This window comes from Fluctibacter corallii (assembly GCF_025751585.1).
Lineage (GTDB): Bacteria > Pseudomonadota > Gammaproteobacteria > Enterobacterales > Alteromonadaceae > Fluctibacter_A > Fluctibacter_A corallii.
Genome location: NZ_JAOWKX010000004.1, coordinates 319,524 through 344,418, shown reverse-complemented (window position 1 = coordinate 344,418; position 24,895 = coordinate 319,524). Strand labels below are relative to the sequence as shown.

Sequence of the window (24,895 nt, the reverse complement as noted above, 5' to 3'; positions counted from 1 at the left end):
GGTTACAAGCGGGCAACGTCATTAACAATTGCTATTGTCATAAGTAGCAATAGCAAAACGCCACCTATCCTAAATCCTATATCCTGAACTTGCTCAGGTACCGGCTTCCCAGTTAAAAGCTCTATAAAATAATAGAGTAAGTGTCCGCCATCAAGCACTGGAAGTGGTAAAAGGTTAATTATCCCCAAATTAACACTAATCAGCGCCAAAAAGCTCAAAAAATACACTAATCCATAGCCTGCACTGGTGCCTGCACCTTGCGCTATAGAAATCGGTCCACTGAGATTCTTTACCGACACATCTCCTGTCAACAACTTACCAATCATCTCGACACTCAATGTCATAAGACGCCACGTTTTTTCAGACGCCTTCACGAATGCTCCGAGAGGATCATAGTGATGTGTAAACAAATAAGACTCTGGCCAAGGTCTCGCTTTAGATACGATACCCAATACACCAACCAGCTTATCAGATTCATCAGCGTGTTTGCGATTGCCGACCGTAGCTGGCAATTCAATGTTGACGCCATCACGGCTTATTGTGATAGTGACATCAGAATCGGGTCTTTGCTCAATGTACCCCACTATTTGTTCCCAATTTTGCATGGGAGTTCCATCAATAGCGAGAATTTTATCGCCGACTTTCAATCCGGCCGCATCAGCACCTGAGTGTTTAGCGATAAATGCCAACTCTGTAGTGGCTTCTGGACGGTATGCCGAAATGCCTAAACTGGTCAATGCAGACACTTTGTCTGGGTCAAACTTCCAGTTATCTAACAGCAGTACTTTTTCTTGCTTTTGACCATTTGGAAGCAAAATCTCAACGGGAAGCGACTTTTCTCCGATCGCCGAAATTAACTCAAAATTGACCGCTTCCCAGTCAACCGTTTCTCGGTTTCCAATTCGGCTAAATTGCGAGTTTGGTTCTAGACCTGCTTGAGCTGCGATACTGTTCGGTTCTATTTTTCCTATTACAGGCTTAACAGTATCAAGACCGATCAGATACATGATAAACAAGGCTAGAATCGCAAATAAGAAATTGGTGATGGGCCCTGCTGCTATAATGGCAATACGTTTATAAACAGATTGGCGATTGAAGGCATGAGGCAAGTCTGCCTCAGAGACTTGATCCACTCTTTCATCAAGCATTTTAACATAGCCACCAAGTGGAATAGCTGCAATGACATACTCAGTTCCTTGCGAATCTTTCGTTCGCCATAAGGCTTTACCAAACCCAATCGAGAATCGCTCAACTTTAACACCACACTTGCGCGCAACGAAAAAGTGCCCCCATTCATGCACCGCAACCAGCAGCCCTAAAGCAACTATAAACGAACCAAGACTCCATAGGAAATCTATCATTGTCGACACTCCTTAACGCACACCATCGCTAATTCTCTCGCTTGACGATCAACGTGTAAAACGGTGTCTATACATGAAATATCTATCGGTGTTAAGCGGCTCAAAACAGTTTCATTTACACGCCCAATATCTGTAAATGCTATTTGATTGTTTAGAAATGCCATAACCGCGATTTCATTAGATGCATTCAATGAGGTGGTAGCGAACTGCCCTTGCTTGCATGCATCGATGGCTAGCTTCAAGTTAGGGTAGCGCGCAAAGTCGGGGATTAAAAAAGAAAAGTCCGACAGTGTCGAGAAATCTAACGGTTTCACGCCTGACTCGATGCGCTGTGGCCAAGCCAAACAATGGGCAATCGGTGTGCGCATATCTGGGTTTCCCATTTGAGCAAGTACCGAGCCATCATTGTATTGCACCATAGAATGAATCACGCTTTGAGGATGAAGTACCACCTCTACATCATCAGGCCGTAGGCCGAACAGCCAGCATGCTTCAATAAATTCCAGCCCCTTATTCATCATAGTCGCAGAATCGACCGATATTTTGCGCCCCATATCCCAATTTGGGTGAGCACATGCTTGTTCAGGCTTAAGTCTCGGGAATTCTGATAAGGGCGTATTTAAAAAGGGGCCACCTGATCCTGTTAACAATATTTTGCTTATGCCCGAACTGGCTAAATCTCCGTATTTAAAGTCGCTAGGTAAACACTGAAAAATGGCATTGTGTTCACTATCAATCGGTAAAAGTGTCGCATTATTCTCGTTAACCGCTTGAATGAAAAGCTGCCCCGACATTACCAGTGACTCTTTATTGGCGAGTAATACTTTTTTACCCTGCTTAACAGCAGCAAGTGTAGGGAGTAATCCGGCTGCTCCGACAATAGCAGCCATCACAATGTCAGCTTCAGCCATTGACGCAACGTCAGACAATGCAGACTCACCAGCCAAAACTGTAGCAGATACGTGATGCGCTTTGGCTAAGTTTGCCAACTCAACATAGTCAGCTTGATCAGCAGCAACGATGTAGTCGGGTTTATGCACCTTAGCAAGCTCAACTAAACGCGCTAGACGCTTATGTGCAGTTAACGCGACGACATTATATTTGTCAGGATGTCTGCCGATGACGTCTAAGGTACTTTCACCGATGGAGCCCGTAGCGCCTAAAACCGTGACTCCTTGCATTATGCCATCCACAATACATAGCAAAAGGCAAATACAGGAAATGCTGCTGTTAGGCTGTCAATGCGATCTAACACGCCACCATGCCCTGGCAATAATGTTCCACTGTCTTTTAATCCTGCACAGCGCTTGAACATACTTTCGTTTAAATCACCAAGTGCTGACACACCAACCGTAAGGCCACCAATGAGTACATGCATCCATATGCGAGTAGGATCAACCTGATAATGTAACGCAGCAAATGCGATAATGGCAGATGAAGCGCCAACGCCCCCTAACAGCCCTTCTAGGGTTTTTCCAGGTGATACATTAGGGCGCAATTTGTGTCGGCCGAATTTCACGCCAACAAAAAATGCGCCGATATCAGCTGCCCAAACAATACCTAACACATAGAAAATCAATGATGCGCCATAATATGGGTCAACGTCGTACAAACTGGTGCGCAAGCTAACAACTGCTACCCATGTTGGAATCAGAGTCAATATCCCAAAAACAGCCCGAATAACACGGCTATTTCGCCAAAATACTGAGTACTTGGGGTACGCGATGATCATCAATAGAGATAGCCCCCACCACGCGGCGGCGATTCCTAGTATTAGACGATATAAACCAGAAAGTTGACCATGGTGCCAGATAGTTTCAATGGGGACCGTAAAGGTTAGCGCCGCGCATATACCTACAATCAACCCTGTATAGATTGATTTTGCAAGCTTGGACGTGTAGCCAGACATATTCGCCCACTCCCAAGCGCCCAATGCCACCACCGCAGCAATTAAAATTTCGAAGCCAAATAATGGCAAAAATAAAATGGCAAAGAGCGCTAATGGCGCCAAAATTAATGCCGTAATGACTCGTTGCTTTAGCATGCAGCAACCCTTTTAGTTATGCTTTGTCGGTTTACCTGCTTTTGAGGCACGATTAATTCTCACTTACTTGTTCGCCAGTCATGCCAAATCGACGCTGTCTATCTGCAAAATCATCTACAGCAGCTTGAAATGCTGACTCATCAAAATCAGGCCAAAGTGTATCAGTAAAATAAAATTCTGCGTAAGCACACTGCCAAAGTAAAAAGTTACTGATACGATGTTCACCGCCAGTACGAATGAGCAAGTCTAACTCTTCAAGACCATGCAGAGAAGTGTGCTGTTCTAACATGGTTTCATCAATATCTTCAGGCTTTAGCTGTCCGCATTGAACCTGCTCAGCAAGTTGTTTGCTGGCGTTAACGATATCCCATCGACCGCCATAGTTCGCTGCTATATTAAGTGTTAGCTCCGCATTTTCGTGAGTGGTTTCTTCTGCTTTTCTGATTTTTTCGATTAACTTGGCATCAAACTTAGATGTGTCACCAATAACTCGTAACCTTACGCCGTTTTTAATCAAGCGCTTCACTTCACTGTTTAATACCAACTTAAACAGGTCCATCAGCACACTGACTTCTTCTACGGGACGTTTCCAGTTTTCGCTGCTAAATGCGAAAAGGGTGAGAGACTTTATTCCATTTTTTCTGGCGAATCTGACCGCCGCCCGAACAGAATCAACACCGGCCTTGTGACCAAATGTACGAATCTTTCCTTTCTTCTTTGCCCAGCGTCCGTTGCCATCCATAATGATGGCAACGTGCTTCGGCATACTGCTACTTTGCGTATTACCCATGGGAATTCACATAATCTCTTGTTAGATTAAATTTCCATGAGCTCTTTTTCTTTGTCTTGCAACAAAGCGTCTACATTCTTGATGAAATCATCCGTTAGCTTCTGAATGTTTTCTTCTGCTTTACGGCTCTCATCTTCACTGATTTCTTTTTCTTTCAGAAGCTCTTTGATATCGCTGTTGGCATCACGGCGAATATTACGAATTGCAACACGTCCTTGCTCTGCTTCTGCACGAACAACCTTGATTAAGTCTTTACGACGCTCTTCTGTAAGAGGCGGCATAGGAATACGAATCGTTGTGCCCGCACTCATCGGATTCAAGCCAAGATCTGATTGCATAATCGCTTTTTCAACAGCTTGCGTCGTGCTTTTGTCAAACACGGTAATCGCTAATGTACGTGAGTCTTCTGCAATCACGTTACCTAACTGACGAAGCGGAGTGTCTGCACCGTAGTAGCTCACTTGGATACCATCAAGCAAACTTGGGTGTGCACGGCCCGTGCGAATTTTGCTCATTTGACCTTTAAGCGCAACGACACTCTTTTCCATTCTATCTTTTGCATCAGCATGGATTTCATTAATCACAATAACTTTCCTATCTTAAATCTTATCTTTCTTTTCAATAACAATAATTGGTAAAACTGGCTTAGCTTAATTGCTCTTGATGATCAATCAAAGTGCCTTCTTGTTCCCCCATCACAACACGCTTTAGTGCGCCGGGTTTGTTCATGTTGAACACACGAATAGGCAAACTGTGGTCACGAGCCAACGTAAATGCAGCTAAATCCATCACTTTCAGTTCTTTTTCTAATACTTCTTGATATGACAAAGATGTCATGAGCTTAGCATCAGGGTTTTTAACTGGATCGTCACTATACACACCATCAACTTTGGTGCCTTTTAATACGGCGTCAGCTTCGATTTCGATGCCGCGTAAACACGCTGCTGAATCGGTAGTAAAAAACGGATTGCCAGTGCCCGCAGCAAAAATAACGACACGGCCTGATTTAAGCAAGCTGATTGCTTCAGCCCAGTTATAATCGTCACATACACCATTTAACGGAATCGCAGACATCAAGCGCGCGTTAACAAACACGCGATGCAGTGCATCACGCATTGCTAATCCGTTCATCACCGTTGCCAACATACCCATATGATCGCCAACCACACGATTCATTCCAGCTTGTGCAAGGCCTTCACCACGAAACAGGTTGCCGCCACCAATTACGACACCGACTTGCACACCTAATTCAACAAGCTCTTTAATTTCCTGTGCCATACGGTCTAAGACTTTTGGGTCAATACCAAAGCCTTCTTCCCCCATCAGGGCTTCACCACTTAGTTTAAGTAAAATTCGACGATAAGCTGATTTTGGCGTGATACTCATGAATCGATGCATCCTATAAATGGTTAACTGACAGTGTGGATTGAAATTTAATAAGTATAACCCGTTAATTCTCACTGTACGCCAACACTAACGTACAAAAAACCCACGGGTTATCCATATATACAATACGGGCACCGTACAGCGATTTGCTGGGGTGCCCGTAGTTTATATGACAATAACTTTATGCAAAAGTCATCGACATAATTATTTCTTCGCTGCTTCCATTTGCGCTGCAACTTCTGCTGCAAAATCTTCTTCTTTCTTCTCGATACCTTCACCCACTTCGAAACGTACGAAGTTGATTACGTCAGCACCTTTAGACTTAAGAAGATCGCCTACGCTTGTCGATGGATCTTTAACGAAAGGTTGACCCGTCAAGCTGATTTCGCCAGTGAATTTCTTCATACGGCCAGCAACCATTTTCTCTGCGATTTCAGCAGGCTTACCTGACTGAATTGCGATTTCAACTTGGATGCCTTTTTCTTTTTCTACTACGTCAGCAGGTACATCTTCAGGCTTAACATATTGAGGGCTTGCTGCAGCAACGTGCATTGCTACGTCTTTAGCGAGCTCTTCTTCACCACCGTTAAGAATCGAGATTACACCGATACGGCCACCGTGTACGTATGCGCCAAGGTTGTCACCTTCAACCGTTACAACACGACGTGGAGAAATGTTTTCACCGATTTTAGCAACCAGTGCTTCACGTACTTCTGTTACTTTACCGCCTTCGATTTCAGCGTCGTTCAGCGCTTCGATATCGTTTAGCTTGTTAGCGTGAGCTACATTGATAAGCTTTTGGCCGAACGCTAGGAAACCTTCGTCACGCGCAACGAAGTCAGTTTCACAGTTAAGTTCGATCATTGTTGCTACGCCACCTTCAACTTTCGTTAAGATTACGCCTTCAGCTGCAATACGACCAGCTTTCTTAGCTGCTTTTGCCTGACCAGACTTACGCATGTTTTCGATTGCAAGCTCAATGTCACCGTTAGTTTCAACAAGTGCTTTTTTACAATCCAACATACCTGCGCCAGTACGTTCACGTAACTCTTTTACTAGGGCCGCTGTCACTGCCATTTTTGTTTCCTCAGCAATTTTAAGTCTTTAAAACTTTGATTGAAAACAGGGGCAGACCTGCCCCTGATACAAATTCGATATGGAATCAGGCTCAAAGTATTGAGCCTGTCCATGACATCAATATGACGTTTCGTCGTACTGATTACTCAGCCGCTTCTACGAAATCGTCTTCAGCTTGAACTTCTAGGTTCTGCTCACGACCTGCATTTACAGCGTCTGCAGCAGCGTTCAAGTATAGTTGAACCGCACGAATCGCGTCATCGTTACCAGGGATGATGAAATCAACACCGTCTGGGTCAGAGTTTGTATCAACAACAGAAACCACAGGAATTCCTAGGTTACGAGCTTCTTTGATTGCGATGTGTTCGTGATCTGCATCGATTACGAACAATACATCAGGCAATCCGCCCATGTCTTTGATACCGCCAAGGCTGCTTTCTAGCTTGTCCATTTCGCGCTGAAGCATAAGAGCTTCTTTTTTGGTTAGCTTTTCAAACGTGCCGTCTTGAGACTGTTGCTCAAGATCTTTAAGACGCTTGATTGATTGACGCACTGTTTTCCAGTTAGTCAACATACCACCCAACCAACGCTTGTTCACGTAGTATTGGTCACACTTTTGTGCAGCTTCTTTTACTGCTTCACCTGCAGCACGCTTAGTTCCAACGAAAAGGATTTTACCTTTTTTAGACGCAACACCTGATAGGTAGTTAAGCGCTTCGTTGAACAAAGGAACTGTTTTCTCTAGGTTGATGATGTGAACTTTGTTACGAGCACCGAAAATGAAAGGCTTCATTTTTGGATTCCAGTAACGAGTTTGGTGACCGAAGTGAACACCAGCTTGTAGCATGTCACGCATTGATACGTTAGGCATAATATTTCCTCAATTGGGGTTAAGCCTCCATACATCCCATTTTTCGATCCGCTTACATGACGTACATGCTCACGAACACCCCGAAAAACGTGTCGATGTATGTGTGTTGTTTAAATAAATCGTAATGTAAAAATAAATTTGTGAAGGTTGCCAATAAAGACAAACCCATCACCTAACCTATTTTTGCGGGCGCTTTATATCATATCACGAGATTTTCATCAAGTTTTGAGAGACCTTTCAGAAAACAAATAGGGTATATGAACCATACACGCCGTATTCTGAGGTTATGGACGTTTTCTCAAATTTCACTAAGCTTAATTTGACACCTGTTGCGGCAACAATGGCAACGTGGATTCAATTTAGAAAATAGAATAAGGTCTACACTATGTCTGTTAAAACAATGCCTTGTTTACGCACAGCAATTTGCTTAGCTATGCTATCTGTGCTCAGTGGATGCGGCGGCTCATCCAGCAGTAATTCGGCGCCAAGCCCCAGTCCTAGTCCTAGTCCGGCACCCAGTCCCACAGATGCTCGCCTTTCTTTCGCTGTTTCTGATGCCCCAGTAGATGAAGCCAGTGCGGTTGTTGTTTCCTTTTCATCCATCACCCTGGTACCTGAAGACGAAAACGCTGAGAGTGTTGAGTTAGCCATCACTGACGACAACGGTGACCCCAGCTACGATACCATTAACTTACTTGACTATCAGGGAAGTGAGCAAAAATTACTGCTGCAAAATATGAGCGTCACACCTGGCGTGTATAAAAACCTCATTATTAACACATACGCGTGCCCACAAAATCAAAATGGCGATTCCACTTTTTGTTATGTCGAGGATACCAGTGGAATAAAGCCGCTCAAAACCCCCAGTAATAAACTCCAACTGGGAGGCATTACGGTCTCTGAGGGCGCTCAAGAAACCTATGTTCTTGAATTTAATTTGCGCTCCTCTTTGGTCAGTACTGCCAATGGCCAATCTTTTAATTTAAAACCTCAGGGAATATCGATTGTTTCAACTTCATCATCAGGGAAAGTGATAGGTACAGTAGACCCCAACATTCTCAATAATTCGCTTGGCTGTGAAACGGTATTCGCACCGAATACCGATCATGGTAAATCAGTCTACTTATATTCTCTTCCAGCAGAAGGAGAAGTAGCCAACGTGACTCTCACAGATGAATTCGATGCAAACGAGGCATCAGCAGGCACGCCTGAAAATGCACTAGCACCAATGGCATCAATTCAAATATCCTTGAGTGAGTCTGGTGATGTGTATGAGTTTGACTTTGGCGATGTGGCTGCAGGCAATTATCTTATTGCCTTCTCATGTTCCGCAATCAATGACGATCCCGTTGAATATGACGCCATCCAAATTCCGAACCCAGAAAATCAGCAACAAACACTATCTGTCACAGCAGGAAGCACCACAGTGGTTGAATTTGTGGAATAACATCGTACTGATTTCTACTTTTCCGACAATCACCATAACAAAAGGCATAGGTTATCGATAATATCGTTAAGTGCATCGATAGCCTTTCAGTGCCTTGGGTAGGCGTTATGTGCGCTTCTCTTGTGACATCCCTATACACTGTGCAAGGAAAGCGCTACTATTAGTGCTTTGTTTTTGATTGTATTTACAGCTTCAAAGGAATTACAGATTTGTCTGCGATTATCAAGACTCCTGAAGAAATTGAAAAAATGCGCGTTGCTGGCAAACTCGCCGCAGAAGTGCTTGAAATGATTGGCCCCTATGTCAAAAAAGGCGTAACGACAGACGAGCTAAATCAAATTTGTCACGATTATATTGTGAATGAACAACAAGGTGTGCCCGCACCGCTAAATTATGGTCACCCACCTTTTCCTAAGTCTATTTGTACTTCGGTGAACCATGTGATTTGTCACGGTATTCCGTCTGATAAAAAGCTGAAAGACGGCGACATTATTAATATCGACGTCACCGTAATTAAAGATGGGTATCATGGCGATACATCCAAGATGTTTGTAGTCGGTAAACCAAGCATTCTCGCTGAACGACTTATTCGAGTAACACAAGAGAGTCTGTATAAAGCGATAAAAATGGTTAAACCGGGTGTGCGCCTGGGTGACATTGGACACGTGATTCAGCAATATGCAGAAGGCCATGACTACTCAATTGTACGCGAATATTGCGGCCACGGCATTGGTGCGAGTTTCCACGAAGAGCCACAAGTAGTGCATTATGGCAAGCCTAATACGGGTGAAGAACTCGTAGCAGGTATGTGCTTTACCATCGAACCGATGGTAAATGCGGGTAAGCGATACTCAAAAATCCTACCTGATCAATGGACGGTTGTTACCAAAGATCGCAGCTTGAGTGCACAGTGGGAGCACACATTACTCGTGCTAGAAGATGGCGTCGAAATTTTAACGTTGCGTAACGACGAAGAAATTGACCGTATCATTCGCCACAGTTAATTAATATGCGTATTTGTAATGTAGCCTTATGCCGCAAATACGCACTCCCCTTTCCCGTTTTCGTTTCTTTTTACTAAATTTTATACCCGTACATCAAAGGCTTATGACTAACCTTTCTGATGCCGTGTAATAAGTTATTTGAATTTAGATTCTGCATCTTTCACACTGCACGTTACTGGACAAAGATATATTCGCAGCATCGAGGATAGGAGCGAACCATGAGCCTTTTGTCTCTTAAAGAGCAAATCAATGCATTGGATGATATAAATGATATCCAAGCATTCAAATCCTGTATTGAAAGCAGCTATCAATGGCTCGACAGCGCATTTGAACACGTATTGGTGGATGAGCTGGTACATGGGCGCGCGACAGTAGTAGACGCCTTATTGCAACGTGCATGGCACTTACTCGCACTCGACCAAGTATCAGATTTGGCATTGGTAGCGGTTGGCGGGTATGGTCGCGGACAACTTCAACCCCACTCAGATATAGATTTACTTATTCTCAGCGAACGTGCGCTCGAGCGCTCGGTAGAAGAACGTATTACCCAGTTTATTACCTTATTGTGGGACATCAAACTCGACGTTGGACAATCCGTTCGCACCATAAAAGACACGATAAAATTGGCGAAAGAAGATGTCACTATCGCCACCAATTTGATTGAGGCGCGACTGCTAATCGGTAGCGAAGCGACGTTTGACACACTTCAAGAAAATGTACAGAGCAAACGTTTTTGGACCAGCAAAGACTTCTTTATTGCCAAATATGATGAACAAAAAGCACGTCATCATAAATTCCACGGCACCTCCTACAACCTTGAGCCAAACCTTAAAGAAAACCCAGGTTGTTTGCGTGATATTCAGTGCATTGGTTGGGTAGCGAAAAAACACTTTAAAGTGTGGAATGGCCGAGAACTGGTAGACTACGGTTACTTCACCGAACAAGAATGGCGAGAGCTTATTGAATGCCGTTCACACCTATGGCGTATGCGCTTTTGCTTACATCTTGAAGCTGGCCGCAGTGAAAACCGACTCTTGTTCGATTATCAAACCGATGTCGCTAAACGCTTAGGGTATGGTGATGAAGGTAAAGCATCAGTCGAACGAATGATGAAGGAATTCTTCCGGATTGTTCGTCGTATTACTGAGCTAAACGACATGCTCTTGCAATACTTTAAGCAAGATATATTAGCGCTCAAAGTTAAATCTGAAACCGTGATTAACGATGACTTTGAATTATTAGATGGCTTAATTGCAACGCGCAATGAGCATGTTTTTAAACATCCAGAATCGATTCTTCGTTTTTTGCTTCTTATCGCAGATACACCACAAGTAAATGGGCTCCACTCTTCAAGCATTCGCCAATTACGCAATGCCCGCAGGCAATTTTCAGATGAATACTATTGCAACCGGCCAGAATCCCGCGCGCTATTTGTGGCGCTGTTACGCCATCCAGATTTCTTTGGCCTGGGCTGGGACATCATGCATCGCCATGGCATTTTACAAGCATATTTACCTGAGTGGGATCACATTGTCGGCATGATGCAATTTGACCTATTCCATGCCTATACCGTAGACGAGCATACTCATCGCTTAGTCAAAAATGTGTACCGTTATCATGACCCTCATTCACGAGAATTTCCTCGTTGTCGCCGCATCGTCAAAAACTTGGACAAACCAGAACTGCTTTATGTAGCAGCGATATTTCATGATATCGCGAAAGGACGAAATGGCGACCATTCTAAATTGGGAGCTGTCGATGTTGCCAACTTTTGTGAAAGTCACGGTTTTACTAAGCACGACTCTGATTTAGTCAGCTGGCTGGTAGAAAATCACTTACTCATGTCAGTGGTTGCGCAACGAAGAGATATTTACGATCCTGAAGTCATTAACGACTTTGCGGGCGCAATGCGCAGCAACAACCATTTAAACCATCTCTATGCGTTAACACTCGCCGATATTCGAGCAACTAACGACAATCTATGGAACGATTGGAAAGCGTCGTTGTTGCGGGAATTATATTTGTTGACAGAAAAAGCGTTAGACAATGGGTTGCAATGTAAACAAACTCTGCGAGATCGTATTATTGAGCATCAAATGACGGCAAAAGCGATTGTGCTTGATGATGGCAATATTTCTGAGCAGGCACTGGATACGTTTTGGAGTCGGCTCAGCGACGACTATTTCGCCAGATTTAAACCCGCACAACTTGCTTGGCACGCGCAAGTGGTGCTACAAAACTTCCCAGAAGATGATGCATCATTAATTGTGGCATTGTGTAACAAGACCTCTAAAGCTGGCACTGAACTGCTGGTTTATGGCAAAGACCGCCCAGCCTTATTTGCACAGGTTGCCTCTGTGATTGATAGCCGTAATTGCACCATTCACGACGCGCAAATTATGAGCACACAAGATGGGTATGTGTTCGATAGTTTTATCCTATTGGAACAAGACGGCAGCCAGATTATTTCTCAGTCTCGGCTAACCAGCTTGCAAAAGGCCATAGAAACGCAGCTATTCAAACCCGGATTAGAGCACAAAAACCGACGTAAAATGTCACGACAAATGAAACAATTAGACGTACCAACAAAAGTACGTTTTTATTCAAGCCAATCGAACGTGACCTTGCTAGAATTAGAAGCATTAGATGCACCTGGGTTGTTAGCTAAAATCAGTCATTTATTCGTGGCATTGAATATCAATTTGCACATGGCAAAGATTTCTACAATCGGCGAACGTGCCGAAGATTTATTCATAGTCAGTAACGACAAGGAACAGGCGTTAAGCCCGGATCAGCAGGTAGCGTTGAAAAAGCAATTAATTGAATTATTAGATGAACAAAGTTGAGTGGCGAAGTATGTCAGACATTAAAACGACAATTGAGAATGCATTTGAGAGCAGAAATGAAATCACTGCGGCGACCGTAGACGACGAAACCAAACGCGCAGTGCTAGACGCGATTTCAATGTTGAATGACGGTACCGCACGTGTGGCAGAAAAAATTGCAGGCGAGTGGGTAGTACATCAATGGCTTAAAAAAGCGGTTTTGCTGTATTTCCGAATTAATGACAATGACATTATTGACGGTGCAGAAAGTCAGTTCTTCGACAAAGTCCCGCTCAAATATACAAACTACGATAAGGCTCGCTTTCAACAAGAAGGCGTGCGCGTTGTACCTCCAGCCACCGTACGTACAGGCTGCTATGTCGGCAAAAACGTGGTACTCATGCCATCTTATGTGAATATTGGCGCGTTTGTTGATGAAGGAACAATGGTAGATACATGGGCTACCGTGGGCTCATGTGCACAAATTGGTAAAAATGTGCATTTGTCTGGTGGTGTAGGTATCGGTGGTGTGCTTGAACCGTTACAAGCAAATCCGACAATTATTGAAGACAACTGCTTTATCGGTGCACGCTCTGAAATCGTTGAAGGGGTGATTGTCGAAGAAGGTGCGGTCATTTCAATGGGGGTCTATATTGGACAGAGCACACGTATTTATGACCGTGAAACCGGAGAAACCCATTACGGACGTGTTCCTGCTGGCGCAGTAGTTGTACCTGGCAGCCTGCCCAGTGCTGATGGCAAGTACAGTCTATATGCCGCGATTATCGTGAAAAAAGTTGATGCGAAAACCCGAGCTAAAGTGGGTATCAATGCGCTTCTCAGAGGTGCAGAATAACCCGTAGCGCATGATTGCGCTGCCAAAGTTAAAGTGAGATTCTATGCAGCCATGGCGTGATTATTTTTATTCGTCAAAAACAGTAAAAAGTATCACGCTATTGTGCTGTATGTCGGCCTCTTTGGTTGCGTTCACGCTTTTCGCCAATCCCCATGATAAAGAAGGTAATCCCCATACAACCGACCCCATCACCTTCATTGTGGGTGTTGAAGACATTGATTACTACCCATACTACGCCTTTGTAGACAGCCCGCATAACAATGGTTTTTTGCGCACCATTTTAGAACAGTTTGGCAAAGCGCATCATTATCAATTCGAATTTATTCCTCTTCCAGTCAAACGCTTTGATCATTGGTACGAAGAGAGCAAAATCGACTTCAGATTGCCAGACAATCCACTGTGGCACGGCAGAGAACAGCAAAGCCTAATTTACAGTGCACCAATACTTACCCTTTCTACGGGAACTGTTGTTCCCAAAATCGCACAATATCGCCCTTTACGTGAATTTGGCGTGATTGGCACCATTACGGGCTTCGTCGCCAGCCCTCACTGGGCAGATATGTCAGCGTCGAATGAACTGGAAATTGTGAACGATGTGACAGTACGTTCATTAGTCAGACTTTTGTATGAAGGCGTGATTGAAGGGATAGATATAGACCTTTATACCTCTCGCTATTACGCGCGCGAAATGGGGTTTGATGAATCGCAAATTGTGTATGCCGCCCACGTACCGAGCTTAGAAGTGCAGTATTATTTATCAACAATCAAGCATAACCATGTGATTGAAGAATTCAATCAATACTTGAATGAACATCAAAGTGAGATTGCCGACATCATTTCCAACGCAAGAAAGGAATAATTTTTTGCGATCCACTTTACCCTCTCGGTTCGTAGCAAAAGCATGATACCAACAAGGGCGCGCAATACATGCCTGAATCGCCTAGCACACGCCAACAAGCTGAATTAATTCACGTTGACGACAAAAGCCTAACTATTGCCCGACGAAAGTATGGGCGTGGATTCCAATATTTTTGGCTATCGGGCGAGAAAATTAGCTGCAAGACGTCTCTCACACGGATTAAAAAATTAGCCATTCCCCCCATGTGGCAAGACGTGAGAATTTGTGAATTAGACAACGGCCACATTCAAGCTTTAGGTAACGACTTAAAACAGCGAAGACAATACATTTACCACCAGTTATGGGAAGCTAAACGGCAGCAAGCTAAATTCGAAAAGCTCATCACCTTCGCGCAATCGCTACCCGCCATGCGAGAAATTTGTCAGCGATTTACTGGCGACAAAACGTGGTCAAAAAACAAAGTGTTAGCCATCATGGTAATGATATTAGATGAAACAGGTATTCGCATCGGCAATGCCCAGTATTGCCAGCAAAACCAAACTTATGGTCTATCAACCTTAAGAAGAAAGCACTTAAACGACCACGCTAATACCCTCACTCTAGAATTTAAAGGTAAAAGCAACCAACAACGTCAAGTAGAAATCGATGACGAACAACTCAGCCATTATGTTCGTCAATGCGCAGACTTACCCGGCTACCCGTTATTTCGCTACAAAGACGAACAGGGACGATGGCAAGATATCGACAGTGAAGATGTTAATGCATTTATAAAAGCGCATATGGGTGAAGCATTTAGCTGCAAAGACTTTCGAACATGGGCAGGTACACGTATGGCGTGTGAGTGTTATGCTGATGCATTAGCCGAACATGCGTTGTCACCACGTAAAAAGTTTATCAATATTATTATCCGACGCGTCGCTGAGCAATTAGGCAACACGTCAACCATCTGTAAAAAGTACTATATTCACCCCGCTCTTCTTACGTTATTAAGCCAAAAGCCGGAACCGCTTTTTTCAAAGCACGTCACACAATCAAACACCCATCTTTCCCAAACCGAAACAAACCTATTGGGGTTTTTAGAAGGTGCAGATTTTCACGGCAAAGAAGCTAAGCGAATGCCATGAGCGCCAGCAAATTTTCAGTGACCTATCTGCGCAAGGTGCCTCACATCCACTCACGTTGTCAGCAATAAACAAGTGACCACTAATTTCCGATTTTCCTTCTCGCTTCTCTTTGTCACGGCAAAGAAGCTAAGCGAATGCCATGAGCGCCAGCAAATTTTCAGTGACCTATCTGCGCAAGGTGCCTCACATCCACTCACGTTGTCAGCAATATACAAGTGACCACTAATTTCCGATTTTCCTACTCGCTTCTCTTTGTCACGGCAAAGAAGCTAAGCGAATGCCATGAGCGCCAGCAAATTTTCAGTGACCTATCTGCGCAAGGCGCCTCACATCCACTCACGTTGTCAGCAATAAACAAGTGACCACTAATTTCCGATTTTCCTGCTCGCTTCTCTTTGTCACGGCAAAGAAGCTAAGCGAATGCCATGAGCGCCAGCAAATTTTCAGTGACCTATCTGCGCAAGGTGCCTCACATCCACTCACGTTGTCAGCAATAAACAAGTGACCACTAATTTCCGATTTTCCTTCTCGCTTCTCTTTTTTACGGCAAAGAAGCTAAGCGAATGCCATGAGCGCCAGCAAATTTTCAGTGACCTATCTGCGCAAGGTGCCTCACAGCCACTCACGTTGTCAGCAATAAACGAAGTGACCGCTAATTTCCGATTTTCCTACTCGCTTCTCTTTGTCATGGCAAAGAAGCAAAGCGAATGCCATGAGCGCCAGCAAATTTTCAGTGACCTATCTGCGCAAGGTGCCTCTCATGTAGCGAACTCCGGTGTTCAATTTTTATTATTCCGCTGCGTGAACTATAGTCAGGCAAGTATTTCGGCTTTCCCGCCCCTATACGCCACCAAAGGTACTACAGCATGCCCAACACGCTACTACGTCACGTAATAATCTTGGCGATACTGAGTTCGTTTACTGTTTTTGCGGATGAACTCACCCATGCAACGCAAAAAATGTGTCAAAAAGTCCGAGCCTGCTCACTTGCTCACGCTGAAAGGCAACACTTTTCATCTCCTGACATGAAGCAGTTTGTTGAGTCTGCAATAGAGGGGGTATGTGACATGATGACTTCACAGACACGTTTGGCTAAACAACACGGTTTATACCATGAAGCGGTAGCGTGCTTGAACGAAACCCTCAACATGACTTGCGAACAGTTCGAAGAAGGCATTGATGGCCCTGCATGCACCCAATTGCAACAAAAAGCATTAGGGCTAAATAAAGAAACCCGCTGACCAGCGGGCTCATTAAATTATTCTATTGAAATATAAGCGTTGTTAGCTGATTGCAAAAGCATGAAGGCGCGCTTCTACCCAAGGCACTACGTCTTTTTCAGGCTCTAAGGTTTCAATTGCATCGATTTCAAGCAAGTCATCAACGGGTTTACCTTGCAGCTCTATAAGTAGCTCGTAGATACGTTTTCCCGCACCGCAATAGGTGTCGCCGTAACTGCTGTCTCCCATAGCTACCACTGCAAAGGGTTTTTGCTCCATTAGCGGAAACGCATCTTTTAAATCCGCTACAAAAAACTCTAAATTTGGAGGAATATCGCCTTGCCCTGTGGTGGAACTGATCATCAACACTGCCCGACTGGCTTTAAAGTCATCTAAGGTGGGATCCGTAAATACTGTTGCACTGTGCCCTTTTGCTTCTATCATAGCTTTGACTTCTTCCGCCACATTTTGGGCGTTGCCGTATACAGAGCCAACAAAAATACTTAGATCAGACATGTCTTAATTACTCCAAAGATTCTGTTATTTTGCGAATGTCGCAGTGATCCCATCCCCATCGGGTTAGTAGTCCTTCCATGCGGTCGTCAAAGGCGGTTTTCAAGGCTAATGGTTCACCCGATATCGGGTGCGATATATGCATCGCCTGACACGTCAGTGCCAACCCATTAAAACCAAACTCATCCCTTACAAATTTATTCTGTTTGCCATCACCGTGTGTTGTATCACCTACTATCGGGTGGCGAATGTGTGCCATATGTCGGCGTAACTGGTGTTTTCGCCCCGTTAGCGGGTTCAAGCGAACCAATGAATAGCGCGCAGTCTGGTAACGTCCAACAGCAAAAGGCAATTCAAAAGTTCCTAGTCTCTTAAACAGCGTGCGCGCGTCTTGCGCTTCTTTGTCTTTGTTTGCCATTTTGTCTGCGATCTTGTCTAGCTTTTCTTTTAACGCATAGTCAATGTCACCCTGCTCGGGAGCGTAACCTCGCACAATGGCATAGTAGGTTTTTTCAATGTGCTTTTGCGTAAACTGCTCGGTTAAACGGCGCGCAACCTCTGACGATAATCCAAAAAGCAATACCCCCGATGTTGGCCTATCGAGACGGTGCACCGTGTATACATGTTGACCAATTTGATCCCTAACCATTTGCATGGCAAATTCAGTTTCGCGTTTATCAATAAGGCTACGATGCACTAGCAGTCCTGACGGTTTGTGCACAGCAACAATGTGCTCGTCTTGGTAAATAATAGGAAGATTCACGTCATTTATTCCGAAAGTAGTAGATCAATTTTATGTAGCGTTGCGACAACCGCAGTTTTCCCCGCAGAAGCAGCCATAAGCTCTTCTGCAGCAGGTGCCACTAATATCGTGTTTGGCACGTTATTCTGTTCAATGCAGGCGTGCATGCGTGGAATGAAAATAAACTGTAACCATTGCTCAAACGTCATAGTATCGCATGCAAAAGGGGCTGATGATGTCATCGCGTGGTCATCTGGGGCTGTTTCAGCGACCAAACCATGTGCTTCAAGGATGTGCGATAGTTGCTCAAGGAATAAAATGAGCGATTGATTAATTTTATTCTTCATGTTCAGACTGTATAATCTAACGTTGATTTACCTGCCACCTAACCATTATCAATATTCAGAACATCATGAGTCAGATATCAACAATCAGTGAATTTTTACTGCAAGCTGGAACCGAATACCGCATCTTCGACATGGGACGTGGTATACGTAAAGTACCAGCTCAAACCTTTTTAGACATTGAAAATGGTACGAAAGCGCCGGCATTTCCGCGACTCCAACACGCTTGGTATGGTATCACGTTTTGGAACAAACAGCTCTCGTCACAACATTTTATCTGGTTTGTTAAGCTTCCACTTGATGAGCAAGGGCTTCTAATTCAAGCAGCACGCAATCAGTTTTTGCAACTCATTGTAGAAGCACTCGGACGCGAGTTAGAGCAAGCAGAGAGTAAAAACGGACAATTGCCTGAAAACCCATATAGCTTTGTACCGACTCAACATCAGTTGGCGGACTTCAATAGCATAAGCCGAAAGCAACTGGGCTTGCCGTCAAGCGAGTACTTTGCGCAAGCACTGGGATATGTCCAATCACCAGACTCTGTACCTTGGCAATCACTGCCCATTCAAGGGTTGGCTGACTTTGCTGCGCGAATTGACGACGATGAGCACACTGTATTGCTGAAACAGCGTTTCGGTGACATCGCAGACGAAGTTAAACTGCCATTATTAACGTCATTGGAAAATCAGGCCGTTACGATTCAGTTAGCTGAGCTAGTTCAGCAGTGGTTATCTGCGCACCCAACCCACTCGCTTTACTGGCAACATGGCCTTAGAGCGTTAAGCCAAAGTGTATGCACAGGCTTAGTGGAATCTCTACTTGATAGCGCACTGAATAATGAAGAGCTATACAAAACCCCTGCGATCCTAATCATTATTGCAGGTCGCCAGTGGCAGCACCTTCAATCACCGGAACGCTTAAAACAGTTTTTGCTGCGCGTGGCCGAATACGAAGAAACAACCAACGAAGGGCTATTTGCAGGCATTTACGCCGATCTTGTACAAATTCCTGAATTACGGTCTGCCGTATTGAATGTATTAAGGGATCCCCATAAACCGGACGTGTTAGCCAAAGCCGTGGGTAAACTTTTTAGTGGGCAAGGGTAAAACTTATGTTAAATTACAGCCAGTATTATTCTGCGATGAGTATCTGTCTTTAACCCATGACCTTTTCACTGTTTGATTTAGTTCTTCTGCTCGGTATTTTTCTTATTGGTGTGCAATTCTGGCGAGTGCGTGCGATTTCAGAGCGCGCCAATGCATTTTTGCAACAATATTGCGAAAAAAATCAATTGCAACTTATCAGTGTTGCGCGGAGCAAAACCCGTATCGGCGCATTTCGTGGAAAGCTCGACTGGCAAACTGAATTTCGCTTTGAATTCTCTGGCAATGGTGAAGATAGTTACCAGGGTTTGCTGACAATGGCGGGCTTGTATGTAGTCAACACCCACCTACCCGCCTATAAAATTAATTAGCTTGCGCACAGTTCACTAAGCCATCGCATTGACATTTTGCATAGTGAGAGCGATGTTTTCCCGCAGCCACCCTAGCGCTGCATCATCTTGCGTATGGCTGTGCCAATACATGTGAGTTTCCAGTTTTGCGAGTGAAAAAGGCAGTGGCGCAAAGTGCACGCTATCATCCTGCAACCGTTCAGCTAAACGCTTAGGTAAAGTCACTAACGTATCACCTGATGCCACCAATGCTTTTGCAGCAAAATAATTCTGACAACGCAATTTCACGTCTCTTGTCCAGCCTTTTGCCTGCAACATTAGGTCTTCAAGTGCTGCACCTTGTGGGCGGTTAGACACCACCAAATGACGACTACTGAGATAGGTGTCTGGTGTCGCTTGCTGAAAAAAAACATGATTGCTCGCCCCCATAACCACAAACTCATCTTCAGCCAATTTTAGATGATTCACTGGGTGCTTCACTGGAAGTGCGACATCTAACGCCACATCAATATGGCCAGCGGATAAATCACGGCTCAATTGTTCTCGCTGAATTCGCACGCTTGCCAAGGTCAATCCCGGCGCTAACGACGATAAATTATCAATAAGAGAAGGCAGTACTGACAATTCTAATGCGTCGTGCATGGCAATGGTGACATGCTGCTTAGTAGTTGCAGGATCAAATTGCCCCCAATGCTGTAAAATTTGCTGCAAGCGGGTCAAGGTATCAATAATCAGTGGTGCCATACGCTGACACGCTGGCGTCGGTACCATTTTATTGCGTTTGCGTTCGAATAACGGATCCCCCAAAACATCGCGCAAGCGCTTAACTGCATGACTTACCGCAGAAGGAGTGATAAACAGCATTTCTGCAGCCCTTGTCATATTTTGCTCTTGAAACAAGGTCACAAACACTTTGAGTAAGTTCAAATCAAGTTGTTGAATTCGTTTTATATCAACCATAATAAAATGAATATTGTTCACAGTTTGATGTCACTATATTTCATTTCATTCAATATAAAAAGTTGCGTATGGTGGTGTTACGACGATTAAGGAATTCCCATATGCACTTCGAACATAGCCCTACCTGCCAAGACTATTTGGCTCGCATGAAGCGTTTCATGCAAGAACATGTATACCCTATCGAGCAACAGGTGTATGACGATATCCACGCCATGAATCCAGATGGAAATTGGCGCCAGTGGACTGTCCATCCCGCTATGGAAGATCTGAAACATAAAGCCAGAAACGCAGGCTTGTGGAATTTATTTCTTCCTGACGAAACAGTAGGTGCGGGACTATCGTGCCTAGAGTACGCGCCACTTGCTGAAGAAACAGGCAAAGTGCTGTTTGCTCCAGAAATCTTTAATTGTAACGCCCCTGACACAGGTAACATGGAAGTGCTTTATCACTTTGGCAATGAAGAGCAAAAAGCCAAATGGTTAACGCCTTTGCTCAATGGCGACATTCGCTCGGTGTTTGGCATGACTGAACCCGATGTGGCATCGTCTGATGCCACCAATATGGCGGCGACCATTGAAGAGCAAGGCGACGAACTGGTCATAAACGGCAAAAAATGGTGGACAACGGGACTGGGTCACCCCAATGCAAAAGTTTGTATTTTCATGGGTTTATCCAACCCAGATAATCATAAACACCAGCAGCATAGTATGGTTATTGTGCCCCTTGACACAAAAGGCATCAGCATTAAACGCATGCTCAGCGCGTATGGCGACTACGATGCGCCTTTCGGGCATGGCGAAATGCACTTTAACAATGTTCGCGTGCCCAAAGCCAACTTACTTGTGGGCATGGGGCAAGGCTTTGCAATCGCACAGGGTCGCTTAGGTCCGGGCAGAATTCATCATTGCATGCGCGCCATCGGCATGGCTGAAAAAGCCTTAGAGCTCGCAATTAACCGTGGTTTGTCGCGCGTTGCATTCGGCCAACCTTTATTGAAATTGGGTGGCAATGGTGAACGTATTGCGAAAGCAAGAATGGCCATTGATCAGGCGCGTTTAATGACGCTACATGCCGCCTGGAAAATTGACGCAGTGGGCGTTAAAAATGCGATGACCGAAATTTCTGCAATCAAAGTAGTCGTGCCGAATATGCTGCAAGAGGTGGTCGATATGGCGATTCAAATTCATGGTGGTGCAGGCATGAGTGCAGACTTCCCACTTGCGCGATTTGCCGCAGGCGCTCGTGCACTGAGACTCGCAGATGGACCTGATGAAGTGCACATGGGCATGGTAACGCGACTTGAATTAAAAAAATATCAATAAGGTGACAAATTGACAGCGGAACATACACTTCCTTCTCCCTCCAATTCATTTGCCGATAAAGCGGGACAAGTCAGAGAGGGGGAAACACTAGATATAAAAGCCTTATCACAATGGTTATCAGACCATGTGCCCGAACTATCGGGGCAGCCAGAAATCACTCAATATTCGGGAGGCGCATCTAACTGGACGTATTGCTTAACGTTTCCAGAAGCCGCCTCTACGTCTGTTATTTTACGTCGTGCACCAGCAGGCACAAAAGCAAAAGGTGCCCACGACATGGGGCGAGAGTACCGTTTACAACAGGCATTAAAGCCTGCATATCCTCTTGTGCCAGACATGATTGCTCACTGTGATGATACGTCCATCATTGGTTCAGAATTTTATTTAATGGAAAAGCTAAACGGCATTATTCCTCGTAAAAATCTGCCACGCGGTCTGGTGTTATCTGAACAGCAAGTTAGATTGCTGTGCTTGAACGCCATCGATAGCCTTATTCATTTACACAGTGTGGATATTGAACAAGCCAACCTGACGCATTTAGGCAAAGGTGAAGGCTATATCGAAAGACAAATCAATGGTTGGACAAAACGCTACACGCAAGCACGCACATGGAACGTCCCCAAAGCACATAAGGTGATTAACTGGCTTGAAAATAATCTGCCAGACCGTGAGCGTATTTGCCTGACTCATAACGATTTTCGATTTGATAACTTGGTGTTATCGCCCGACGACCCCATCCAAATCATTGGCGTTCTCGACTGGGAATTAGCCACCTTGGGCGACCCTCTAATGGATTTAGGAAACAGTTTGGCCTACTGGGTAGAGGCGCAAGATGACTTCATGGCGAAATCTACCCGCAGACAACCCACACATTTAAACGGCATGCTGCGACGAGACGAAGTGATTGATTATTACTTGGAAAGAACCGGGCTAGATTCCGTGGACTTCACATTCTATCAGGTGTATGGCTTATTCCGGCTTGCCGGAATTGTGCAACAAATTTACTACCGCTACCACCACGGGCAAACTCGAAATCCAGCTTTCAAGCATATTTGGCTCTATGTACATTATCTACTTTATCGTTGTAATAAATTAATGAAGCGGTAATAAGGCCAAATGCCGTTATGCTACCAACACATGATTAAAGGAAGTTCACAATGACCAGCGTATACCTAATTCGGCATGGACAAGCCTCTTTCGGGCAGCGCAATTACGATTTGCTTTCACCATTAGGAGAAGCGCAATCTCATCGAGTAGGTACCGCGTTGTCGCCTCGCTTGCCGAGTATTGATGCCGTGTACATGGGCAGTATGAAACGCCACCAGCAAACCGCACAGGGGTGTTTGTCTGCGATGGGAATGGAGAATCTCTCCCCTACCGTGGATGCAGGTTGGAACGAGTATGATCACCAACAGATTTTGCATAAATTGGCTGACGAATTTGCTACGCCAGAAGGTATTCAAACGTATGTGAAAGCACAACCCAACCCAAAAGCAGCCTTTGAACAGCTCTTTGCTAGCGCAGTAGAACGGTGGATGCGAGGTCACCATGATGCCGATTACGATGAATCTTTTAACGAATTTAAGACGCGTGTAGATATAGCCTTATCCACCCTACTCAGAGAATGCCAAGACAAAAAGCATGTGGTAGTGTTTACCTCTGGCGGTCCAATTTCAATGGTTATACAGTCATTAATGAATACGGATATTACATCTCTGGCGCAGTTAAATTGGACACTCGTGAATTGTGGTATCACTAAACTCGTAAAGACTCAAACGCGTTTGTTTTTATCTACCCTTAACGAGCATAGCCATTTTGAAGGCAGCCACAACCACATGATCACCTATAAATAAGATAATTATGACAAGAAAAAATATACTGATTACTGGCGCCAGCTCTGGACTGGGCTACGAAATGGCCAGACAATATGCAGCAATGGGACGAAACTTGGCGTTGTGCGCACGCCGTATCGAACGACTCGAGGCCTTAAAGCAAGATTGCCTGTCAATTAATCCTTCTATTCGCATCTCCATTCACGCGTTAGATGTAGACGATCACAACAACGTCTTTGAGGTGTTTAACCACTTTAAAAACGAATTTGGTCATATAGATCGTATTATTGTGAATGCGGGAATTGGTAAGGGCGCTTCTGTCGGAACCGGGTATTTTGAGGCCAATAAACAAACCGCCTACACCAATTTTGTATCGGCTTTGGCACAATGCGAAGCCGCAATGGAAATTTTTAGGGCACAAAACGACGGCCACCTCGTAACCATCTCATCAATAAGTGCAACACGTGGTTTTCGCCGAGCACTTACCGTGTATGCAGCCTCCAAAGCAGCAATCACATCGTTAACCGAAGGCATTCGTATTGATGTGCTTAACAAATCTATCGCCGTTTCTACGGTTCACCCAGGATTTATCAGAAGTGAAATCAACGAAAAAGTCGAAAAAGTCCCCTTCATGGTAGACACCGAAGTCGGCGTGAAAGCCATGATAAACGCCATTGAAAAGGAAAAAGCCAACAGTTACGTACCAAGCTGGCCATGGTCAATATTACGCTGGGCACTTAAAATGGCTCCGCTTAGTACGTTGCGCAATATGAGTTAAACTGCGTTTAACCATCATCGGATGACCAAAATAAGATGCAAGCATGACAACATGCGCAACCCAATACCAAATAGCGTTATCCTAGCA

At 44.6% G+C, this 24,895-nt stretch carries 25 protein-coding genes; 13 read left to right on the top strand and 12 right to left on the bottom strand.

The features are described from left to right. Positions 1–2 precede the first annotated feature (2 nt). From rseP to rpsB, 8 genes are all read right to left on the bottom strand, one after another. Positions 3–1,361: a sigma E protease regulator RseP gene (gene rseP, locus OE749_RS09830; protein WP_263712275.1), complete on the bottom strand. Its 1,359-nt coding sequence runs from the start codon at positions 1,359–1,361 to the stop codon at positions 3–5. Beyond that, positions 1,358–2,542, bottom strand: a complete 1,185-nt coding sequence (gene ispC, locus OE749_RS09825; RefSeq protein WP_263712274.1) for a 1-deoxy-D-xylulose-5-phosphate reductoisomerase — start codon at positions 2,540–2,542, stop codon at positions 1,358–1,360. Before ispC ends, rseP begins: the two co-directional genes overlap by 4 nt. Next, positions 2,542–3,405 (bottom strand): phosphatidate cytidylyltransferase, encoded by an 864-nt coding sequence (locus OE749_RS09820; protein WP_263712273.1) that lies wholly within the window; start codon positions 3,403–3,405, stop codon positions 2,542–2,544. The genes ispC and OE749_RS09820 overlap by 1 nt, the downstream gene beginning before the upstream one ends. A gap of 52 nt (positions 3,406–3,457) precedes the next feature. After that, on the bottom strand, positions 3,458–4,195 hold the full coding sequence (gene uppS / locus OE749_RS09815) for a polyprenyl diphosphate synthase (RefSeq protein ID WP_263712272.1): 738 nt from the start codon (positions 4,193–4,195) through the stop codon (positions 3,458–3,460). Positions 4,196–4,221: 26 nt separating this feature from the next. Continuing rightward, positions 4,222–4,779, bottom strand: coding sequence for a ribosome recycling factor (frr, locus tag OE749_RS09810; protein WP_263712271.1), 558 nt, complete (start codon positions 4,777–4,779; stop codon positions 4,222–4,224). Positions 4,780–4,840: 61 nt separating this feature from the next. Beyond that, entirely contained in the window at positions 4,841–5,581 is a 741-nt protein-coding gene (gene pyrH, locus OE749_RS09805) for a UMP kinase (protein ID WP_263712270.1), read from the bottom strand. Between the two features lie 204 nt (positions 5,582–5,785). Beyond that, entirely contained in the window at positions 5,786–6,658 is an 873-nt protein-coding gene (tsf, locus tag OE749_RS09800) for a translation elongation factor Ts (RefSeq protein WP_263712269.1), read from the bottom strand. Positions 6,659–6,800: 142 nt separating this feature from the next. Beyond that, a complete protein-coding gene (gene rpsB, locus OE749_RS09795) occupies positions 6,801–7,529 on the bottom strand; it encodes a 30S ribosomal protein S2 (protein ID WP_263712267.1) in 729 nt (242 codons plus the stop codon). Between the two features lie 385 nt (positions 7,530–7,914). On the opposite strand from rpsB, the gene OE749_RS09790 reads away from it, so the two are divergent. The 7 genes from OE749_RS09790 to OE749_RS09760 all read left to right on the top strand — a co-directional run bounded on the left by OE749_RS09790 (position 7,915) and on the right by OE749_RS09760 (position 16,885). Further along, entirely contained in the window at positions 7,915–8,976 is a 1,062-nt protein-coding gene (locus OE749_RS09790) for a DUF4382 domain-containing protein (protein WP_263712266.1), read from the top strand. Positions 8,977–9,185: 209 nt separating this feature from the next. Then, complete coding sequence (gene map, locus OE749_RS09785) at positions 9,186–9,980, top strand: type I methionyl aminopeptidase (protein ID WP_263712265.1); 795 nt, start codon at positions 9,186–9,188, stop codon at positions 9,978–9,980. Between the two features lie 218 nt (positions 9,981–10,198). Then, positions 10,199–12,826, top strand: coding sequence for a [protein-PII] uridylyltransferase (gene glnD / locus OE749_RS09780; protein WP_263712264.1), 2,628 nt, complete (start codon positions 10,199–10,201; stop codon positions 12,824–12,826). Positions 12,827–12,836: 10 nt separating this feature from the next. Further along, positions 12,837–13,661: a 2,3,4,5-tetrahydropyridine-2,6-dicarboxylate N-succinyltransferase gene (dapD, locus tag OE749_RS09775; protein WP_263712263.1), complete on the top strand. Its 825-nt coding sequence runs from the start codon at positions 12,837–12,839 to the stop codon at positions 13,659–13,661. Between the two features lie 43 nt (positions 13,662–13,704). Next, a complete protein-coding gene (locus OE749_RS09770) occupies positions 13,705–14,520 on the top strand; it encodes a hypothetical protein (RefSeq protein ID WP_263712262.1) in 816 nt (271 codons plus the stop codon). Positions 14,521–14,588: 68 nt separating this feature from the next. After that, positions 14,589–15,644 (top strand): DNA topoisomerase IB, encoded by a 1,056-nt coding sequence (locus OE749_RS09765; protein ID WP_263712261.1) that lies wholly within the window; start codon positions 14,589–14,591, stop codon positions 15,642–15,644. An 866-nt stretch (positions 15,645–16,510) separates the two neighbouring features. Then, entirely contained in the window at positions 16,511–16,885 is a 375-nt protein-coding gene (locus tag OE749_RS09760; RefSeq protein ID WP_263712260.1) for a hypothetical protein, read from the top strand. A 42-nt stretch (positions 16,886–16,927) separates the two neighbouring features. Here the strand turns inward: OE749_RS09760 and OE749_RS09755 are convergent, their stop codons facing one another. Genes OE749_RS09755 through OE749_RS09745 form a run of 3 tightly spaced genes read right to left on the bottom strand, consistent with a single transcriptional unit; the run spans position 16,928 to position 18,466 of the window. Continuing rightward, positions 16,928–17,380, bottom strand: coding sequence for a flavodoxin (locus OE749_RS09755; protein WP_263712259.1), 453 nt, complete (start codon positions 17,378–17,380; stop codon positions 16,928–16,930). 7 nt (positions 17,381–17,387) lie between these two features. After that, the gene (gene truC, locus OE749_RS09750) at positions 17,388–18,140 is read right to left on the bottom strand and encodes a tRNA pseudouridine(65) synthase TruC (RefSeq protein ID WP_263712258.1); all 753 of its coding nucleotides are present in this window, start codon (positions 18,138–18,140) and stop codon (positions 17,388–17,390) included. Positions 18,141–18,145: 5 nt separating this feature from the next. Next, the gene (locus OE749_RS09745) at positions 18,146–18,466 is read right to left on the bottom strand and encodes a YqcC family protein (RefSeq protein WP_263712257.1); all 321 of its coding nucleotides are present in this window, start codon (positions 18,464–18,466) and stop codon (positions 18,146–18,148) included. Between the two features lie 65 nt (positions 18,467–18,531). On the opposite strand from OE749_RS09745, the gene OE749_RS09740 reads away from it, so the two are divergent. Further along, the gene (locus tag OE749_RS09740; protein ID WP_263712256.1) at positions 18,532–19,569 is read left to right on the top strand and encodes a DUF3549 family protein; all 1,038 of its coding nucleotides are present in this window, start codon (positions 18,532–18,534) and stop codon (positions 19,567–19,569) included. 56 nt (positions 19,570–19,625) lie between these two features. Then, entirely contained in the window at positions 19,626–19,937 is a 312-nt protein-coding gene (locus OE749_RS09735) for a DUF3301 domain-containing protein (RefSeq protein ID WP_263712255.1), read from the top strand. A gap of 15 nt (positions 19,938–19,952) precedes the next feature. On the opposite strand, the gene OE749_RS09730 is transcribed toward OE749_RS09735, so the two are convergent. Next, the gene (locus tag OE749_RS09730) at positions 19,953–20,897 is read right to left on the bottom strand and encodes a LysR family transcriptional regulator (protein WP_263712254.1); all 945 of its coding nucleotides are present in this window, start codon (positions 20,895–20,897) and stop codon (positions 19,953–19,955) included. 80 nt (positions 20,898–20,977) lie between these two features. Between OE749_RS09730 and OE749_RS09725 the strand changes: the two genes are divergently transcribed. Genes OE749_RS09725 through OE749_RS09710 form a run of 4 tightly spaced genes read left to right on the top strand, consistent with a single transcriptional unit; the run spans position 20,978 to position 24,808 of the window. After that, positions 20,978–22,198 (top strand): acyl-CoA dehydrogenase family protein, encoded by a 1,221-nt coding sequence (locus tag OE749_RS09725; RefSeq protein WP_263712253.1) that lies wholly within the window; start codon positions 20,978–20,980, stop codon positions 22,196–22,198. Positions 22,199–22,207: 9 nt separating this feature from the next. Further along, positions 22,208–23,305, top strand: a complete 1,098-nt coding sequence (locus OE749_RS09720; protein WP_263712252.1) for a phosphotransferase family protein — start codon at positions 22,208–22,210, stop codon at positions 23,303–23,305. Between the two features lie 50 nt (positions 23,306–23,355). Beyond that, positions 23,356–24,051 (top strand): histidine phosphatase family protein, encoded by a 696-nt coding sequence (locus OE749_RS09715; protein ID WP_263712251.1) that lies wholly within the window; start codon positions 23,356–23,358, stop codon positions 24,049–24,051. 7 nt (positions 24,052–24,058) lie between these two features. Beyond that, on the top strand, positions 24,059–24,808 hold the full coding sequence (locus OE749_RS09710; protein WP_263712250.1) for an SDR family oxidoreductase: 750 nt from the start codon (positions 24,059–24,061) through the stop codon (positions 24,806–24,808). Positions 24,809–24,895 lie beyond the last annotated feature (87 nt).

Excerpts from the sequence above, each read along its gene's own strand:
- OE749_RS09820 (WP_263712273.1), bottom strand. The coding sequence starts at position 3,405 with ATGCTAAAGCAACGAGTCATTACGGCATTAATTTTGGCGCCATTAGCG.
- glnD (WP_263712264.1), top strand. The coding sequence starts at position 10,199 with ATGAGCCTTTTGTCTCTTAAAGAGCAAATCAATGCATTGGATGATATA.
- OE749_RS09765 (WP_263712261.1), top strand. The coding sequence starts at position 14,589 with ATGCCTGAATCGCCTAGCACACGCCAACAAGCTGAATTAATTCACGTT.
- OE749_RS09735 (WP_263712255.1), top strand. The coding sequence starts at position 19,626 with ATGACCTTTTCACTGTTTGATTTAGTTCTTCTGCTCGGTATTTTTCTT.
- rseP (WP_263712275.1), bottom strand. The coding sequence starts at position 1,361 with ATGATAGATTTCCTATGGAGTCTTGGTTCGTTTATAGTTGCTTTAGGG.
- OE749_RS09745 (WP_263712257.1), bottom strand. The coding sequence starts at position 18,466 with ATGAAGAATAAAATTAATCAATCGCTCATTTTATTCCTTGAGCAACTA.
- dapD (WP_263712263.1), top strand. The coding sequence starts at position 12,837 with ATGTCAGACATTAAAACGACAATTGAGAATGCATTTGAGAGCAGAAAT.
- OE749_RS09740 (WP_263712256.1), top strand. The coding sequence starts at position 18,532 with ATGAGTCAGATATCAACAATCAGTGAATTTTTACTGCAAGCTGGAACC.
- OE749_RS09755 (WP_263712259.1), bottom strand. The coding sequence starts at position 17,380 with ATGTCTGATCTAAGTATTTTTGTTGGCTCTGTATACGGCAACGCCCAA.
- OE749_RS09710 (WP_263712250.1), top strand. The coding sequence starts at position 24,059 with ATGACAAGAAAAAATATACTGATTACTGGCGCCAGCTCTGGACTGGGC.
- tsf (WP_263712269.1), bottom strand. The coding sequence starts at position 6,658 with ATGGCAGTGACAGCGGCCCTAGTAAAAGAGTTACGTGAACGTACTGGC.
- OE749_RS09715 (WP_263712251.1), top strand. The coding sequence starts at position 23,356 with ATGACCAGCGTATACCTAATTCGGCATGGACAAGCCTCTTTCGGGCAG.
- ispC (WP_263712274.1), bottom strand. The coding sequence starts at position 2,542 with ATGCAAGGAGTCACGGTTTTAGGCGCTACGGGCTCCATCGGTGAAAGT.
- pyrH (WP_263712270.1), bottom strand. The coding sequence starts at position 5,581 with ATGAGTATCACGCCAAAATCAGCTTATCGTCGAATTTTACTTAAACTA.
- uppS (WP_263712272.1), bottom strand. The coding sequence starts at position 4,195 with ATGGGTAATACGCAAAGTAGCAGTATGCCGAAGCACGTTGCCATCATT.
- OE749_RS09725 (WP_263712253.1), top strand. The coding sequence starts at position 20,978 with ATGCACTTCGAACATAGCCCTACCTGCCAAGACTATTTGGCTCGCATG.
- rpsB (WP_263712267.1), bottom strand. The coding sequence starts at position 7,529 with ATGCCTAACGTATCAATGCGTGACATGCTACAAGCTGGTGTTCACTTC.
- OE749_RS09790 (WP_263712266.1), top strand. The coding sequence starts at position 7,915 with ATGTCTGTTAAAACAATGCCTTGTTTACGCACAGCAATTTGCTTAGCT.
- OE749_RS09770 (WP_263712262.1), top strand. The coding sequence starts at position 13,705 with ATGCAGCCATGGCGTGATTATTTTTATTCGTCAAAAACAGTAAAAAGT.
- OE749_RS09760 (WP_263712260.1), top strand. The coding sequence starts at position 16,511 with ATGCCCAACACGCTACTACGTCACGTAATAATCTTGGCGATACTGAGT.